At 30.8% G+C, this 15,292-nt stretch carries 16 protein-coding genes; 3 read left to right on the top strand and 13 right to left on the bottom strand.

All coding sequences use genetic code 11. The features are described from left to right. Positions 1-15: 15 nt before the first annotated feature. The 13 genes from GXM21_RS04305 to GXM21_RS04245 all read right to left on the bottom strand — a co-directional run bounded on the left by GXM21_RS04305 (position 16) and on the right by GXM21_RS04245 (position 13,450). The gene (locus tag GXM21_RS04305) at positions 16-693 is read right to left on the bottom strand and encodes a DUF881 domain-containing protein (protein WP_008538351.1); all 678 of its coding nucleotides are present in this window, start codon (positions 691-693) and stop codon (positions 16-18) included. A gap of 9 nt (positions 694-702) precedes the next feature. Beyond that, positions 703-1,443: a cell division protein FtsQ/DivIB gene (locus GXM21_RS04300; protein ID WP_008538353.1), complete on the bottom strand. Its 741-nt coding sequence runs from the start codon at positions 1,441-1,443 to the stop codon at positions 703-705. A gap of 10 nt (positions 1,444-1,453) precedes the next feature. Continuing rightward, positions 1,454-2,389, bottom strand: coding sequence for a D-alanine--D-alanine ligase family protein (locus GXM21_RS04295; RefSeq protein WP_008538354.1), 936 nt, complete (start codon positions 2,387-2,389; stop codon positions 1,454-1,456). 16 nt (positions 2,390-2,405) lie between these two features. Continuing rightward, entirely contained in the window at positions 2,406-3,773 is a 1,368-nt protein-coding gene (murC, locus tag GXM21_RS04290) for a UDP-N-acetylmuramate--L-alanine ligase (protein ID WP_008538355.1), read from the bottom strand. Positions 3,774-3,795: 22 nt separating this feature from the next. Continuing rightward, entirely contained in the window at positions 3,796-4,914 is a 1,119-nt protein-coding gene (gene murG / locus GXM21_RS04285) for an undecaprenyldiphospho-muramoylpentapeptide beta-N-acetylglucosaminyltransferase (RefSeq protein ID WP_008538356.1), read from the bottom strand. Between the two features lie 28 nt (positions 4,915-4,942). After that, entirely contained in the window at positions 4,943-6,307 is a 1,365-nt protein-coding gene (gene murD, locus GXM21_RS04280) for a UDP-N-acetylmuramoyl-L-alanine--D-glutamate ligase (RefSeq protein WP_008538357.1), read from the bottom strand. A 91-nt stretch (positions 6,308-6,398) separates the two neighbouring features. Next, positions 6,399-7,373 (bottom strand): phospho-N-acetylmuramoyl-pentapeptide-transferase, encoded by a 975-nt coding sequence (mraY, locus tag GXM21_RS04275; protein ID WP_008538358.1) that lies wholly within the window; start codon positions 7,371-7,373, stop codon positions 6,399-6,401. Beyond that, positions 7,370-8,761 (bottom strand): UDP-N-acetylmuramoyl-tripeptide--D-alanyl-D-alanine ligase, encoded by a 1,392-nt coding sequence (locus GXM21_RS04270; RefSeq protein WP_008538359.1) that lies wholly within the window; start codon positions 8,759-8,761, stop codon positions 7,370-7,372. The genes mraY and GXM21_RS04270 overlap by 4 nt, the downstream gene beginning before the upstream one ends. Next, positions 8,754-10,244: a UDP-N-acetylmuramoyl-L-alanyl-D-glutamate--2,6-diaminopimelate ligase gene (locus GXM21_RS04265; protein ID WP_008538360.1), complete on the bottom strand. Its 1,491-nt coding sequence runs from the start codon at positions 10,242-10,244 to the stop codon at positions 8,754-8,756. The genes GXM21_RS04270 and GXM21_RS04265 overlap by 8 nt, the downstream gene beginning before the upstream one ends. A gap of 154 nt (positions 10,245-10,398) precedes the next feature. After that, positions 10,399-10,770, bottom strand: a complete 372-nt coding sequence (ftsL, locus tag GXM21_RS04260; RefSeq protein ID WP_008538361.1) for a cell division protein FtsL — start codon at positions 10,768-10,770, stop codon at positions 10,399-10,401. Between the two features lie 18 nt (positions 10,771-10,788). After that, the gene (gene rsmH / locus GXM21_RS04255; protein WP_008538362.1) at positions 10,789-11,724 is read right to left on the bottom strand and encodes a 16S rRNA (cytosine(1402)-N(4))-methyltransferase RsmH; all 936 of its coding nucleotides are present in this window, start codon (positions 11,722-11,724) and stop codon (positions 10,789-10,791) included. Positions 11,725-11,814: 90 nt separating this feature from the next. Continuing rightward, positions 11,815-12,624 carry a polysaccharide deacetylase family protein gene (locus GXM21_RS04250; RefSeq protein WP_008538363.1) on the bottom strand — a complete coding sequence of 270 codons (810 nt, stop codon included), beginning with the start codon at positions 12,622-12,624 and terminating at the stop codon, positions 11,815-11,817. A 34-nt stretch (positions 12,625-12,658) separates the two neighbouring features. Beyond that, positions 12,659-13,450 (bottom strand): prolipoprotein diacylglyceryl transferase, encoded by a 792-nt coding sequence (locus GXM21_RS04245; RefSeq protein ID WP_008538364.1) that lies wholly within the window; start codon positions 13,448-13,450, stop codon positions 12,659-12,661. A 326-nt stretch (positions 13,451-13,776) separates the two neighbouring features. On the opposite strand from GXM21_RS04245, the gene GXM21_RS04240 reads away from it, so the two are divergent. From GXM21_RS04240 to GXM21_RS04230, 3 genes are all read left to right on the top strand, one after another. Continuing rightward, positions 13,777-13,977, top strand: coding sequence for a DUF1858 domain-containing protein (locus GXM21_RS04240; RefSeq protein ID WP_008538365.1), 201 nt, complete (start codon positions 13,777-13,779; stop codon positions 13,975-13,977). A gap of 64 nt (positions 13,978-14,041) precedes the next feature. Continuing rightward, entirely contained in the window at positions 14,042-14,506 is a 465-nt protein-coding gene (locus GXM21_RS04235) for a YbaK/EbsC family protein (protein ID WP_008538366.1), read from the top strand. 29 nt (positions 14,507-14,535) lie between these two features. After that, positions 14,536-15,213: a ferredoxin-like domain-containing protein gene (locus GXM21_RS04230; RefSeq protein ID WP_008538367.1), complete on the top strand. Its 678-nt coding sequence runs from the start codon at positions 14,536-14,538 to the stop codon at positions 15,211-15,213. Positions 15,214-15,292 lie beyond the last annotated feature (79 nt).

Raw genomic sequence — 15,292 nt, 5'->3', positions numbered from 1 at the left:
TCCCCTACATAAAACTCATTGAGATATAGCTGTTACATATTTAAATTCTGTTGCACCCTTATATGCAAGAATAACTATATTATTATCCTTTTTTATATCCACTTGTATTCCCCATACACTCAAAGTTTCAGCTACTCCACCACGCATTTTTATAGCATCTTCCATACTTTTGGCATTACCTATAGCCTTTATTACAAATGGAGCTGCTACTCTTGTGTTATTTACTGAAATAGTAGGACCTGCACAGCGAATTTCTGAAGTTGATATCAGTCTTTGATCATTCAATGAGATTGCTTCTGCCCCCGCAGCTCTTAATTCATTAATTACTTTTAAGATATCTTCATCATGAATTATATATAAATTCGTATTATCTGAATTTGATATGATTTTTTTGCTATCTTCAATAGATACTATTACACCTGGGCCTTTGACTGCTGTTGTTCCTGCTAAAAAATTTATCCTTTCAGGAAATTCTTTTCGCAAATTTCCATCTTCTTTCAATCTAACAATTTCTGCTTTTAATTCATCACGTTCTTGTTCCGTACGCAATAACATATCAGATAATTTTTCTATTCGTTGATATTGAGTAGATGTCTTCACATTCTCTTGAGCCGTCCTTACTTGAACAGATATCATAAATCCCAATAAAAAGCATATAAAAATTATCGAATAAAATTTTTTATCTCTAATCATTATTTAGCCTCATTGCTTTATTTTTAATACTGGTCGAGCATAACTAAAATCAATGTATTCAACTGGTATAGTTGTTGTCTTTACATCATAAAAAAATTCATTTGTTTTATTTGCTAAATCCTCTGGATCTTCTATATTACCTAAAATAATTTTTGTTCCTTTTAGGGTATAAGCTTCAATAGTATTTGCATCAGCAATATTTATTTGTATAATCTGTTGTAATACTTCTGGTTTTAAATAACCTAAATAGCTTAAAACCTTATTTACTACTTCATTTTCAACTTTATCACCAGTATATACATCATCTAAAGAAATGCCTACTATCACTGGCTTTTGTATCTTTTTAGGATCTTTATATGTGTCAATTATCACACTATTTTTATCTAAATCAACATAACCATAACTGCAATTCATAACTGCAAGTGGTAATCTTTCTACAATTTCTATATTTAAACAGTTCGGAAAATCTCGCCAAACTTTAGCTGTATCTATGCGTAAATCGTTTTGTAAATAATTTTGAATAACATCTGTTTGTACAGAAAAAATATTTATAGGTTCTGTTATTCGTGCAATTTGCAAAACATCTTCTCTAGGTAAATAAGAATTACCTGTAACTTTTACATAACCTATTTTCAATATAGGCGAGTTAATTATAAATATAATTGCTAGTATAGCAAAGAGGCCTATTAGGCCTCTTTTTAAATTTTTAGCTGCAATTAATCTTTTTGATTTAACTTGCTTTTTTGTCATAAATTATTCCTTATTTTTCTTCTATAGCCATCTGCAAAATCATTTCACATAATTCACCAAAAGAGATGCCTACATGATTTGCTGCATCTGGAACTAAAGATGTCTGTGTCATACCTGGAACTGAATTTATTTCCAATACATATGGAATATTTTCTTCGCTGAGCATAACATCTACACGTACAACACCACGGCAATCAGCTACTGTACATGCATCAATACATAATTTTTGAATTTTAGCTGTTAATTCTTCGCTAAGTGGTGCTGGAATAATGTGGAAAGATTCACCTTTTGTATATTTGCTCTTATAATCATATCTACCAGAATTAGTAGTTATTTCGATAATTGGTAAAGCTTTCTTTTCTTTATTTCCATAAACAGGAATAGATAATTCTCTACCTTTGATGAATTCTTCAACTAGAATAGCATCATCATATTCAAAACATGCATCAATTGCTTTTTGTAAATCTTCTTTTTTCTCTACAATCTCTACTCCAATACTAGAGCCCTGAGATGCTGCTTTTACAACTACTGGCATAGAGAATTTACCAGCAATTTCTTCTACTAAATTTCTATCAGTATCTGTTTTACGATAAATAAGGCAATTTGGTGTAGAAATTCCTGTAGAACGGAAAAGATGTTTACTTGCTACTTTATCCATTGTTATCGCACTGGATAAAACGCTACAACTTGTATATGGCATATCAATCATTTCAAGTACTGCTGCAATTCTGCCATCTTCACCATATTTACCATGAACAGCATTAAATACAATATCACAGCCACTTTCTTTGATATCTTCCACTAATGTTTTTGGCACAAATTCCATGCCTACTACATTATAACCTTTTTCTTGTAAAGCATTTAAAATAGCTGTACCAGTTAATCTAGAAATTTCTGCTTCACTAGATGGGCCACCCATCAAGACAACAATCTTTTTAAAATTCATTTTCTATTCCTCACAATTATAAACTTTGAGCTAAATTTTCACCAACAGTATAGATATTACCTGCACCCATAGTAATGATTAAATCTCCAGCTTGAATATTTTCTTTAAGCCATGGTGCAATATCTTCTAATTTTTCAATGTAAACAGCATCTACACCTGTTTGTTTTTTTACTTCATCTACAATAGTTTTACCTGAAATTCCTTCGATAGGGTCTTCACTTGCTGCATAAATATCAGTTAATACCAATACATCTGCACCTACAAAACAAGAACCAAATTCTTTTTGTAATAATTGTGTTCTGCTATAACGATGTGGCTGGAAAGCTACTATTAAACGTTTTGGATTTGTCTGTTTAGCAGCTTTTATAGTTGTTTGAATTTCAGTTGGATGATGTGCATAATCATCTACAATCCAAACATTTTCATTTCTAAATTTTGTTTGGAAACGACGTTTTGTACCAGAAAAAACTTTAAATCCTTCTGCTATTTCTTCTATGCTCAATCCCATATGATGACATACAGCAATTGTAGCTAATGCATTTAATACATTATGTTTGCCTGGAATATTAAGAGCTACATCTCCTAAAACTTCACCTTTATAAATAACAGTAAAGCTTGTATGTGGTCCATCTATTTTAATATCTTTTGCCATATAATCAGCATCATGATCTAAAGCATAAGAAATATATTTTCTATCCACTTTATCTGCTATATTTCTAATATTTTCATTATCAAAGCATAATACAGCAAGACCTGTTTCTTTATCTAAATTCTGTACAAATTGGATAAATGCTTTGATGATATTTTCCATAGAACCATAATGATCCATATGGTCATCTTCAATATTAGTAACAACTGCAATTTTAGGATAGAACTTCAAGAAAGAGCCATCACTTTCATCAGCTTCAGCTACTAAATAATCAGATTTACCAAGTTTTGCATTGCCTTTTAAATAATCTACAAAACCACCAATTAAAATTGTAGGGTCAACTTTTGCATGTTCTAAAACTACACTGATCATAGAAGATGTAGTTGTTTTTCCATGAGCACCTGCTACTGCTATTCCTTTAGCATCATTTAATAGATAAGCTAAAATATCGGAACGATGAAATAATTTTAAACCTTTAGCTTTAGCAGCTACAAGTTCAGGATTATCTTGATGTATTGCAGAAGATAAAACTAATGCTTCTTTACCTTCTACATTCAAAGCATCATGACCTTTATAAATTGTAGCACCTTTTGCTTTTAAATGTTTTACTACCGCTGATTCACTCAAATCAGAACCAGATATTTCATATCCTTTATCTAACATTACTTCAGCAATGGCACTCATACCTACGCCACCAATGCCAACAAAATGTAATTTTTTTATACCTTCAAGCACTTTTCAAGTACACCTCTCACAATCAATAATTTGTTTTTTTAGCCAAATCCACTACCATTTCAGCAATAGCTAAAGCAGCACTAGGTTTTCCCATATTACGGCTAGCTTCTACCATTTCTTGTAGACGATTTTCACTAGCAAGCATTTCTTCTAATACATTTATCAATTTTTCGCCTGTAAGTTCACGATTTAAGATAACTTTAGCAGCTCCATTTTTTTCTAATTCACGAGCATTAAATTCTTGATGATTTTCTGCTGCAAATGGATATGGTATTAATACTGCTGGTACACCTCTTGCTGTAAGCTCTGCTAAACTTGTAGCCCCAGCTCTAAAAACAGCTATATCTGTAGCTGCTAATGCTTTTGGCATATCATACAAATATGGATAAACAGCTAAATTATCTACTTTATCTAAATTAACACCTAAATCAGCTAAGCCATTTTTTACAAAATCATATTCATTTTTACCTGTAACATGCATAATCTGCACACGATAATTATTGGCAAAATGTTTATGAACTTCAAGCATAGCTTTATTAATGCTATGCGCACCACGACTTCCACCAGATATTAAAATAGTTTTTTTCGTAGTATCTAATGAAAATTCCATTAAACCTTCATTTCTTGTACTCAACAAAATGTCATCACGAATAGGATTGCCTGTGAATACTACTTTATTTTCAGGGAAATAACTTAAAGCTCGTTTATATCCTACTGCTATTTTATCTACAAATCTTGCTAAAATTTTATTAGTAACACCTGGAATAGCATTTTGTTCTTGTATCAAAGCTGGTATTCCCATCAAACTTGCAGCCATCAAAATAGGTCCACATACATATCCACCCGTTCCAATAGCCACATCTGGTTTAAAGTTTTTAACTATATTTCTAGCCTTCATTACAGCTTTTAACGCCTTACCTGCTACTACAAAATTTTTCATAGTCAAATGACGTTCAAAACCACTTATATCTAAGGTAACAAAAGGAATTTGTTCACGTGGAATAATATCCGCTTCCAAACCCTTTTTAGTACCTACATAGAGAAATTCTGCATTTGGCACTAATTTTTTTATATTATTTATCAATGTAATTGCTGGATAAATATGTCCTCCTGTGCCACCGCCAGATACAATTATCCTCATACTATTTTCTCACTTTCTCTATTTAAACTTATTTCAATTCATTAACTAAACGTTTAAAATCACGACCACGAGCTTCATAACCTTCATACATATCAAAACTTGCACATGCTGGTGATAATAATACTACTTGTGGAGCTTTGACTATTTTATGAGCATAATTTACTGCTTCTTGCATAGAATATCCTGCTTCATAAATTTTATCTTCTGGATAATTATGTTTTAAAGCTTCTTCTTTAAAACGTTTTGTAGCATCGCCAACTAAAATTAAATTATCCACACGTTCATTTACTAAAGCATAAAATTCATCAAGTGGAGTATTTTTATCATCGCCACCTGCTATCAAAATTATATGTGGGAATGTTGCAATTGCTTTATTGGCAGCTTCTGGATTTGTTGCTTTAGAGTCATTATAATAAGTTACCCCATCAATAGTTTTAACAGGTTCAATGCGATGTTCTACTGGAGCAAAAGCTTTCAAAGCTTCTGCCATTTTTATAGTATCGCCACCTGCCAAAAAGGCTAAACTTAAAGCTGCTAAAGCATTTTCTATATTATGGCTACCTTTGATTTGCATATCATCTACATTACAAATAACATGCATTAAACCTTTCCAACGAATAACAAGTTGATTATCTTTTACAAAAGCCCCTTCTTCTAATTCTTGGGAACTACTGAAAAAGCAGATTGTACTTTTGGCTCTATTTGCCATATCACGAGTATGTACATCATCATAATTTAAAACTAAGAAATTTTCTTCAGTATGATGAGCAAATACTTTTTCTTTTTCAGCTTGATAAACTTCCATAGTTTTATGACGAGCCAAATGGTCAGGAGTTACATTTAATATAGCTGCACCTTTTGTTGCAAAATCACTAGAAGCTTCCATCTGATAACTGGATATTTCTGCTACAATACAACCATTTTCGCCAATACGATAACATTCTTCACAAAGTGGTGTACCAATATTACCACCCACACCAACATTATCTTCACCATAAATAGTCTTCATCAATTCGCCTAAAAGCATAGTAGTTGTAGTCTTACCATTTGTACCTGTAACAGCAAAAATAGGAGCTTTAGCTAATTTATAAGCAAACTCTACCTCACTAATAATTTTTACTTTTTCAGCTACTTTTTCAAAAAGTGGTAAATGTCTTGGTACAGCTGGAGAAATAATCACTAAATCTGCACCTTCAAATAAAGCTTCTGTTTGTTTTCCTAAAACTACTTTTATATCTAAAGCAGTAAGCTCAGTTAAATCGTGCTTTTCACCTAGTTTTTCATTAGCATCACTTAAAATAACATCTGCTCCTAGTTTTTTAGCAAGTTTAGCTGCTGCAAAACCGCTAATGCCTGCACCGATTACAATAACCTTCTTATTGCTCAAATCCATTAAAAAAACCTCCTAAAATCTTTAAATTTATTTCTTTTATACATAAGAAATAAATGAAAGAAACCTAGCTCTATCTAAATATTAATCAGTATTAACTATAATGTAAAGTCAATAAAGCTAAAATACAAAAAACAAATTCAGCAAACCAAAAAGTCATAACTACACGAGTTTCTGACCAACCTTTTAATTCAAAATGATGATGAATTGGACTCATTAAAAATACGCGTTTACCTGTAGTTTTAAAAGATGTTACCTGAATGATTACAGATAAAGTTTCGATTACAAATAAACCACCTAAGATAATCAATAATAATTCTGTCTTTGTCAAAATTCCAAGACCAGCTAAAACACCACCTAGAGCAAGGGAACCAGTATCACCCATGAATACTTTTGCTGGATGGTAATTGAATTTCAAAAAGGCTACACATGCACCGAAACAAGCAAAACTATAAATCGCTAAATTTGCTTTATTGAAATATAAACAAACAGCAGCAAAACCTAATGAAGCTACAGCCATAGCACCAGATGCTAAACCATCTAAACCATCAGTTAAATTTACAGCATTTGTAGTACCAATAAGCACACCAATTACTAAAACATAATAAAACCAACCAATATCATAAGTTTGTCCAATAAATGGTATCCAAACATCTTGAGTAAGTCCTGTATAATTTATACCAATATAAGTTACAATAATTGCAATAATAAATTGTCCTAGTAATTTTTGTTTAGCTTTTAAACCTAAATTACGTTTTAAAACAACTTTTATATAATCATCTAAAAATCCTAAAACAAAATGACCTAACATTACAAATAAAGCTAAAGCCACTTCTATAGTAAAATCTGCAAAAATTAAAGTTGCAATAGTAATACCACCAACAATCATAATACCGCCCATAGTTGGTGTTCCTGATTTTGCTTGATGACTTTTTGGTCCTTCTTCACGAATGCTTTGACCAAATTTTAATTTATGTAGTTCTGGAATTAAAAATGGTCCTACTGCCAAAACTACAAGGGCAGCAGCTACTGCTGCCCATATCATATTTAAATTAAATGCTTCTATCATTTATATTCTTTCTCCAATAACTCAATTATTTTTTCCATATGCATACCATGAGAGCCTTTAAATAAAACAGTATCTTCTTTTTGTAATTCTTTTTTCAATACATCTACTGCTTCTTCATGACTTGCACATTCAAAAACTTTTGCTACCCCTGCTTTTTTGGCAGCTTCAGCTGTGAATTTTGTCAATGTGCCTCTAGTGATTACAATATCCACACCTAATTTACCAGCTAATAAACCAATATCTTCATGAGCTTTTTGTTCTACACTACCTAATTCAAACATATCACCCATTACTAAAATTTTACGTTTCTTAGCTACTTTAGTTAAATTTTCTAAAGCTGCTTTTGTAGACATTGGACTTGCATTATACGCATCATTTATTAAATTAAAATCAGCTAATCTTTTATATTCAAAACGCATAGCAGTTGGTTTAAATGTAGCTAATCCTTTTTGCATTTCCTCAACAGTAAGTCCACAAGCATAACCTACAGCTAAAGCAGCTAAACAATCATAAACATTGTGTATGCCTATCATATTCAATGTGAAATGAGCTACTTTATCGCCAACAATTGCATCAAATTCTGTTTTGCCATCATTTACAGTTTTAATATCAAAAGCCTTGATATCGCCTGCATGATTGATACCAAAATAAATTGCGTGAGCTTTTGTCAATCTATTCATTTTAGAAACAAATTCATCATCAGCATTTAAAATAACATTTCCATTGATTTCAATAGCTTGTGCCATTTCACCTTTAGCCTTAGCTATATTTTCCATAGAGCCTAAAAGTTCCATATGAGTTTCGCCTACATTAGTGATTACACCCATTGTAGGTTTAGCGATATCAGTCAATTCTTTAATTTGACCTAATCCTCGCATACCCATTTCCACAACAGCTACATCATAACTTCCATCTAATTGCAATAAAGTCATAGGAAGTCCAATTTCATTATTAAAATTAGCCTGTGTTTTCAATACATTATATTTTCCTGATAATACAGCAGCTGTTAAATCTTTTGTAGTAGTTTTACCATTAGAACCAGTTATTGCTATTACAGGAATATTGAATTTCTTACGCCAAAAATGAGCTAAATCTTGATATGCTTTTAATGTATCATCTACAGCTAAAATATCTATATCAATATCTTCAATCAAGGAAATATCATAATCTTTATTTACAATAGCCCCAATTGCTCCTTTTTTAGCAGCATCAGCAATAAAATCATGCCCATCAAAATTTTCACCTTTTAAGGCAATAAATAACATTCCTTCTTCAATTTTTCTAGTATCAGTTGTTACACCGCCAAAAACTGAAGCTGAAGTCAATTTTTTTAAGATAGCATTTGTAGCTTGCATTACTTGTGTTAATGAAAATTGATAATTAGCCATTAATCTTCCCCCTAATTGCTTCAATAGCTACTTCTTTATCATCAAAATGAATAGTTCCTGTTTTCAAAATCTGATAATTTTCATGACCTTTACCCGCAATAAGTACGATATCATCTTTTTGCGCAAGTTCAATAGCTCTGAAAATAGCTGTTCTTCTATCTGTGATTTTTTCATGGAAATTGCCATGAAGCGCAGGAAGTACACCAGCTTCTACTTCAGATAAAATAAATTCTGGATCTTCTGTTCTTGGATTATCAGAAGTTGCAATTACCACATCAGCAAGCTGTGCTGCAATACGACCCATAATAGGACGTTTTGTTCTATCACGATCACCACCACAACCAAATACTACAATCAAACGTTTTTTAGCGATTTCACGTGCTGTTTTTAAAACGTTTTCTAAACCATCTGGAGTATGTGCATAATCGACAATTACACTGAAATCTTGACCTTGACGTACAAGTTCAAAGCGTCCTGCTACAGCTTCAAATGCTTCAAGAGTTTCTTTGATTAAATCAAAAGAAATTTTTTCAGCTAAAGCTACGCCAATTACACCTAAAATATTATAAACATTGAACATACCTGTAACTTTTAAATCAAAATGAACGCAATCATCTTTGTATTTTACATCAAAAGAAGCACCAGATGCTTTTATTTCTACATTTTCAGCTTTTAATACAGCATCATTTTTAATACCATAAGTTATTAAATTGCATTTTGTATGCTCAATCATTGTTTTACTGCCAAGTTCATCATCTAAATTAATTACAGCATTTTTATTAGACTTCACTAAATTTGGTGCAGATAAACTATCAAATAATTTTGCCTTAGCTAGGGCATAATTTTCCATAGTTTTATGATAATCTAAATGGTCTTGAGTAAGATTTGTAAACATTGCAGTATCATATTCACAACCTGCAATACGATTCATATCTAAAGCATGTGAAGATACTTCCATAACTACATAATCGATATTTTGCTTATACATTTTATCTAAGATTTCTTGAAGGTCAATCACATCTGGTGTTGTATTATGAATTGGCATCTCTTCATCTTCAATCATGATTTTAATTGTGCCAATGACGCCCACTTTATATCCTGCTTTACGCAAAATATCGCGAAGCATATATGTGCTACTTGTTTTACCATTTGTTCCTGTAACACCAATCATACGCATTTTTTTACCTGGATAATCATAAAAATATGGTACAGCAAGTTCCATTGCTTCACGCATATTTGGCACTTTTATAACTGTAATATCTGCAGGAACTTCTACATCTTTTTCAGTCATAATCGCACAAGCTCCAGCTTCTATAGCTTGAGGAATAAATTTATTACCATCTACCCTAGTACCACAGATACATACGAATAAAGTGTTTTTTCTCACACGACGTGAATCATGAGTTATAAACTCAATTTCTTTATTCACATCTCCTTTTACTTCTACATTATTTAATACTGACACTAGTTGTTCAATGGTCATTGGAAACCCTCCTGAATTTGCTTTTTATATCTTTTAGCAATCTAAAATCAAACTATATTATAGCTCACTTATTTATATATGTATACTACAAAAAATTAAGCCATAAAATCTTAAAATAAAAATTTGTTTAAGAAATTTATGGCTTAATTGATAATCAATTTTTAGTTGAAAAGAAAAACTTATCCGGTACTATCATTCCTAATTCTTGTGTAGCAATAGATTGTATTCTTTCTGGTGATTTTAAATGTGCTATTTCTAAATGAAGACGAGAATTTTCTGCTTCTAATACTGTAGATTGATTTTTTAATTGATTTAAATAATAAGCATTGCTAGCAGCTACACCACTACGCAATATAAAAAATCCTGCTAAAGCTATAACAACCACAAATAAAATAATACATCTTGAACGCAACGCATTATTTACATTTACATTTTTTGCCTGTTCTACTTTTACTAATTTTTTAGTTTTCATCTGTTTATAATTTTTTTGACTTTCGTCATAAACAATTTTGCGTTGCGCTAACATAATAAAATCCTCCTAAGATTATAACTTCTCTGCTACTCTTAATTTTGCACTTTTAGAACGTGAATTATCGTCCATCTCATATTTTGATGGCTTTATAGCTTTACTGCAAAGCTTTATCTCAGGCTTATGATTACATACACAAATTGGTAAATGCGGTGGACAAATGCACCCACGAGATAACTCTTTAAAAACATTCTTTGTTATGCGATCTTCTAAAGAGTGAAAAGTTATTACTGCTATTTTCCCACCCTTATTTAAATGTTTTACTGCTGTTTTAAAAGTATTTTCTAAAATTCCTAATTCATTATTTACTTCTATACGAATAGCCTGAAAAATGCGTTTTGCTGGATGACCCGTTGCTTTTTTTCGCACAGCGGCTGGTATAGCACGGCGAATAATATCCACTAATTCGCCTGTAGTTTCTATTTTCTTTTCTTGACGATATTTTACAATAAACTCAGCTATACGTTTGCTCCAACGTTCTTCACCATATGTTTTAAAAATATGATTTAATTGTTCCTCATCATATTCATTAACCACATTATATGCAGAAAAATCTTGTGTTTTATCCATGCGCATATCAAGTGGTGCATCTTGCATATAAGAAAAACCTCTATCTGCTTCATCTAATTGATATGAGGAAACACCTAAATCAAATAAAATTCCATCAATATATTCTATGTTTAAATCATTTAATATGGCTTCTAAATTTTTAAAATTACTATGCACAATATCTATTTTACATTGATATTGTTTTAATCTCTCAGTTGCAACTTTTATAGCATCTTCATCTTGGTCAATACCAATTAAATGACCATTTTCATTTAATTGACTTGCAATTCTTGATGAATGACCTGCTCCACCTAAAGTACAATCCACATATATACCATCAGGTTTAATAGCAAGCCCTGCTATTACTTCTTCTGGTAGAACACTAATATGTTCAAATTCCACCAATGAAACCCCTCTCATTTTATAAAATAATCATATTTATACAAGTATAATTGTAACAGCCATCAAAATTTATTTCAATAGCAAATTCGATTAACTCTTATACCAACCCAATCGTTCAAATACTGGTACATAATGCATACGTTCATAAAAAGATAAAAATGTATTTTCTGTATGGAAAATAGGTACTCTTTCTAAAGCATAAATATTACTTGCTCTATCCACATTACCATATTTTATCGTAAATGCGCCACGATAACCTGCGTCATTAACTAATTTAGCAATATATAAATTATATGTGCCTGTAGGATAAGCCATAAATTTCGTATCTTGATTTAATTGCGTATCTAATGTTTGTTTAGATTTTGTAAGTTCATCTTTTAACTGCGCTTCTGTAAGCTCTGTCATAGATTTATGACTAGCTGTATGCGATTGAAAATCCATGCCATTTGCTTTCATTTCTTTTATTTGTTCCCAAGTTAAATAATTAGGCTGATTGCTAACAAAATCTGTAATTATAAAAATAGTACCTGTAAAACCATATTTTTTCAAAATTGGATACGCATTTTGATAATTATCTTCATAACCATCATCAAAAGTAATCATGATAGGATTTTCTGGAAGCTCTGCTCCATTTACCATATAATCGTATAATTGGTCAGTATTTATGGTATTATAACCATTTTCTTTTAAATAAGCCATTTGTCGGTCAAAATCTTCCGGTAATACTGATAAAGCTATATTCATATTATCAACCTTATGATAATTTAATATAGTAATTGGAATATCTTCTTCATTTTCTGCTGCTGATACAGGCATTACTTTAGGACTGGATAAAACTAAAGGCAAACAAACTAACATAATAAATAATATTATTTTTGTATATATTTTTTGTTTAAACACACCTATCTTCTCTCTTTCATCTTAAAATAAACACTCAATTATGTTGAAAACGTTTTACTATATATATAAATACAGTCGCTATCATTACAGTCAATGCTATCCACTGCATTGGATATAATAACATATCTTTATTAACACTAAAATACATAAAGCCAATACCAAATCTAATAATAGCCATCAAAATAACACTAAATAAAAAAACTGTGCCTTCAGCTAAAAATTTATATTTTCTATTTATAAGTAAACACAAGACAGAAATTATAAATACTATACTATAAGCAAAAGCCTGATATAAAGCTACTGGCTGAAAATATTGGTATGCTTCAAAGCCTGTTGGACGATACCTATATTCTACATATTCAGCTAAACTATGGTCATTAGGAATATCTAAACCTAGCGGAGTTCCCAATGAAAATTGCATCATAAAGTTTGCCAATTGCAAAATAATCAAACCAAACAAAATTGAAGGTATCATCAAATCAAACCACAACCATAAATTATAACCATATTTGCGCAAAAAAACTATACTTGTTGCTAGAAAACCCAATAATGCTCCATAAATAGATAGACCACCTTGCCAAATACAAAAAATTTGACCTATATTTGACATATATGCATCTAAATGTATAATTACATAAAAAATTCTAGCACATATCAAACTCACAGGAATTATAAAAATCAATAAATCCCACATAGGGCTGAATTTTTCACCATATAATTTAAACATTATTTTACTTATACCTAAGCCTATTAATAATGCAAAGACAATTATTAAGCCATACCAGTAAATATTGATATCACCTAAATAAAAAGCTACAAATTCCATAAAATCTCCCTCTTTATCCCCATAACACATTTTTTATTTTTTATAATGTCTTATTGTACTGCTATCTAAAAAATTTATCAATTATCTATCTTTATTATTCTTCACTAAAAATAATATTTATAAAATATACTTATAGTATTTTTTTCTATTCAGAGAAAAATCTTTACTAAAAATAATTTAAAATAAATTCATATCATTTTTCTATGATTATTTACAAAAATATTATTTACTTATACCAAAACTAAAAAAAATATGATATAATTCCCATGTGAATAAAATTAATTATCAAATTTCACTATAAATCATAAATAAAGGAGATATTTTTCATGACTATAACTAAAGAAATGGGTATTATGGAAGTTGTTAGCCAATATCCTGAAACTGTAGAAGTATTCGTAAACGCTGGTATGGGTTGCCTCGGTTGTGCTGCTGCTCACTTTGAAAACATCGAACAAGGTGCAGGCGCTCATGGCATCGATATCGATAAACTCATCGAAGATTTAAATGCTGCTATCGAAGCAAAATAATATATTATAAAATAAAGCCACTGACTTTTGTTAGTGGCTTTTATTTTTAAAAGGAGCTGTCTTTATGTCCATAGAAAAAGTAAAATCATATTTCAAACAATTTAATATGGAAGATAAAATTATGGAATTTCCTGTTTCTAGTGCTACGGTAACTGAAGCTGCTAAAGCTTTAAATTGCCAAGAAGCTCATATTGCCAAAACTATGTCTTTTAAATTAAATGAAGATGCTGTTCTTGTAGTTATGGCTGGTGATATGCGAATTGATAATCATAAATTCAAAGAAAAATTTCACAAAAAAGCTACTATGCTCAAAGCTGATGAAGTTGAACCTATGACAGGCTTTCCTATCGGTGGAGTTTGTCCATTTGCTCCTAAAGATGGCGTAAAAGTATATCTTGATGAATCTTTAAAACGCTTTGATAAAGTCTATCCTGCTTGTGGTAGCAGAAATAGTGCTATTGAACTTAGTATTCCTGAACTTGAAAAATATTCTAAAGCTGTTGAATGGGTAAATATTGGTAAAAACTAAACAATATGTAAATACAAAAGAGAAATAAAATGATACCAGCAGGTATAATCCATCAAAAAAATAATTTCTATACAGCTAGAATTGTAGGTAATTGTGGCGAATTTTCAGCTCAAGAATTAATAGCTATCGCTCAAATTGCGTCAACATATGGCAATGGTAAAATTACTGCCACATCTAGAGGTACTATAGAAATTGAACAAATTTCCCCAGATAATATTGAGAGCATGTTAGCTGAAATAAAAGCACACAATCTGCGCTTAGGTGGTACAGGGACTACAGTTAGAGCTATCGTCAGCTGTAAAGGTACTACTTGCACTAAGGGTTTATATGATGTACATGCTTTGGCAACAGAATTAGATGATTTATTTTATGGTCAAATCGTACCTAAAAAATTAAAAATTGGTGTGTTTGGCTGTATCAATAGCTTAGGTAAAGCAAAATCTCAAGATATTGGCATAATGCCATCATTTAAAAATCCACATAAATTTGAAATATATATCGGTGGATTGTTAGGAAATAGCCCTGTATATGGTCAACATATTGATATTGCTTTAAATAAAGAACAATTAATTTGTGCTATAAAATTTATCATTGAAATTTATCAAAAAAATGGCAAATATCCTCAACGATTACGTAAAGTCCTAGATACAAATCCTAATCTTTGGCAAGAAATAACTGATTATTTAACAAAATTAATTCAAAAATAATAAAAATAGCAAAAGCACCTTAAAAGTCAAAAACAATCTAACTTTTAAGGTGCTTTTTTATATAATATCGTACTTAAAA

Source organism: Megamonas funiformis, from assembly GCF_010669225.1.
GTDB lineage: Bacteria > Bacillota > Negativicutes > Selenomonadales > Selenomonadaceae > Megamonas > Megamonas funiformis.
This window is presented reverse-complemented; position numbering and strand designations above follow the sequence as displayed.

Bases quoted from the DNA above. Each gene is read 5' to 3' on its own strand.
- GXM21_RS04305 (WP_008538351.1), bottom strand. From the start codon at position 693: ATGATTAGAGATAAAAAATTTTATTCGATAATTTTTATATGCTTTTTA.
- GXM21_RS04300 (WP_008538353.1), bottom strand. From the start codon at position 1,443: ATGACAAAAAAGCAAGTTAAATCAAAAAGATTAATTGCAGCTAAAAAT.
- GXM21_RS04295 (WP_008538354.1), bottom strand. From the start codon at position 2,389: ATGAATTTTAAAAAGATTGTTGTCTTGATGGGTGGCCCATCTAGTGAA.
- murG (WP_008538356.1), bottom strand. From the start codon at position 4,914: ATGAGGATAATTGTATCTGGCGGTGGCACAGGAGGACATATTTATCCA.
- murD (WP_008538357.1), bottom strand. From the start codon at position 6,307: ATGGATTTGAGCAATAAGAAGGTTATTGTAATCGGTGCAGGCATTAGC.
- mraY (WP_008538358.1), bottom strand. From the start codon at position 7,373: ATGATAGAAGCATTTAATTTAAATATGATATGGGCAGCAGTAGCTGCT.
- GXM21_RS04270 (WP_008538359.1), bottom strand. From the start codon at position 8,761: ATGGCTAATTATCAATTTTCATTAACACAAGTAATGCAAGCTACAAAT.
- GXM21_RS04265 (WP_008538360.1), bottom strand. From the start codon at position 10,244: ATGACCATTGAACAACTAGTGTCAGTATTAAATAATGTAGAAGTAAAA.
- ftsL (WP_008538361.1), bottom strand. From the start codon at position 10,770: ATGTTAGCGCAACGCAAAATTGTTTATGACGAAAGTCAAAAAAATTAT.
- GXM21_RS04245 (WP_008538364.1), bottom strand. From the start codon at position 13,450: ATGGAATTTGTAGCTTTTTATTTAGGTGATATCAATATTTACTGGTAT.
- GXM21_RS04240 (WP_008538365.1), top strand. From the start codon at position 13,777: ATGACTATAACTAAAGAAATGGGTATTATGGAAGTTGTTAGCCAATAT.
- GXM21_RS04235 (WP_008538366.1), top strand. From the start codon at position 14,042: ATGTCCATAGAAAAAGTAAAATCATATTTCAAACAATTTAATATGGAA.
- GXM21_RS04230 (WP_008538367.1), top strand. From the start codon at position 14,536: ATGATACCAGCAGGTATAATCCATCAAAAAAATAATTTCTATACAGCT.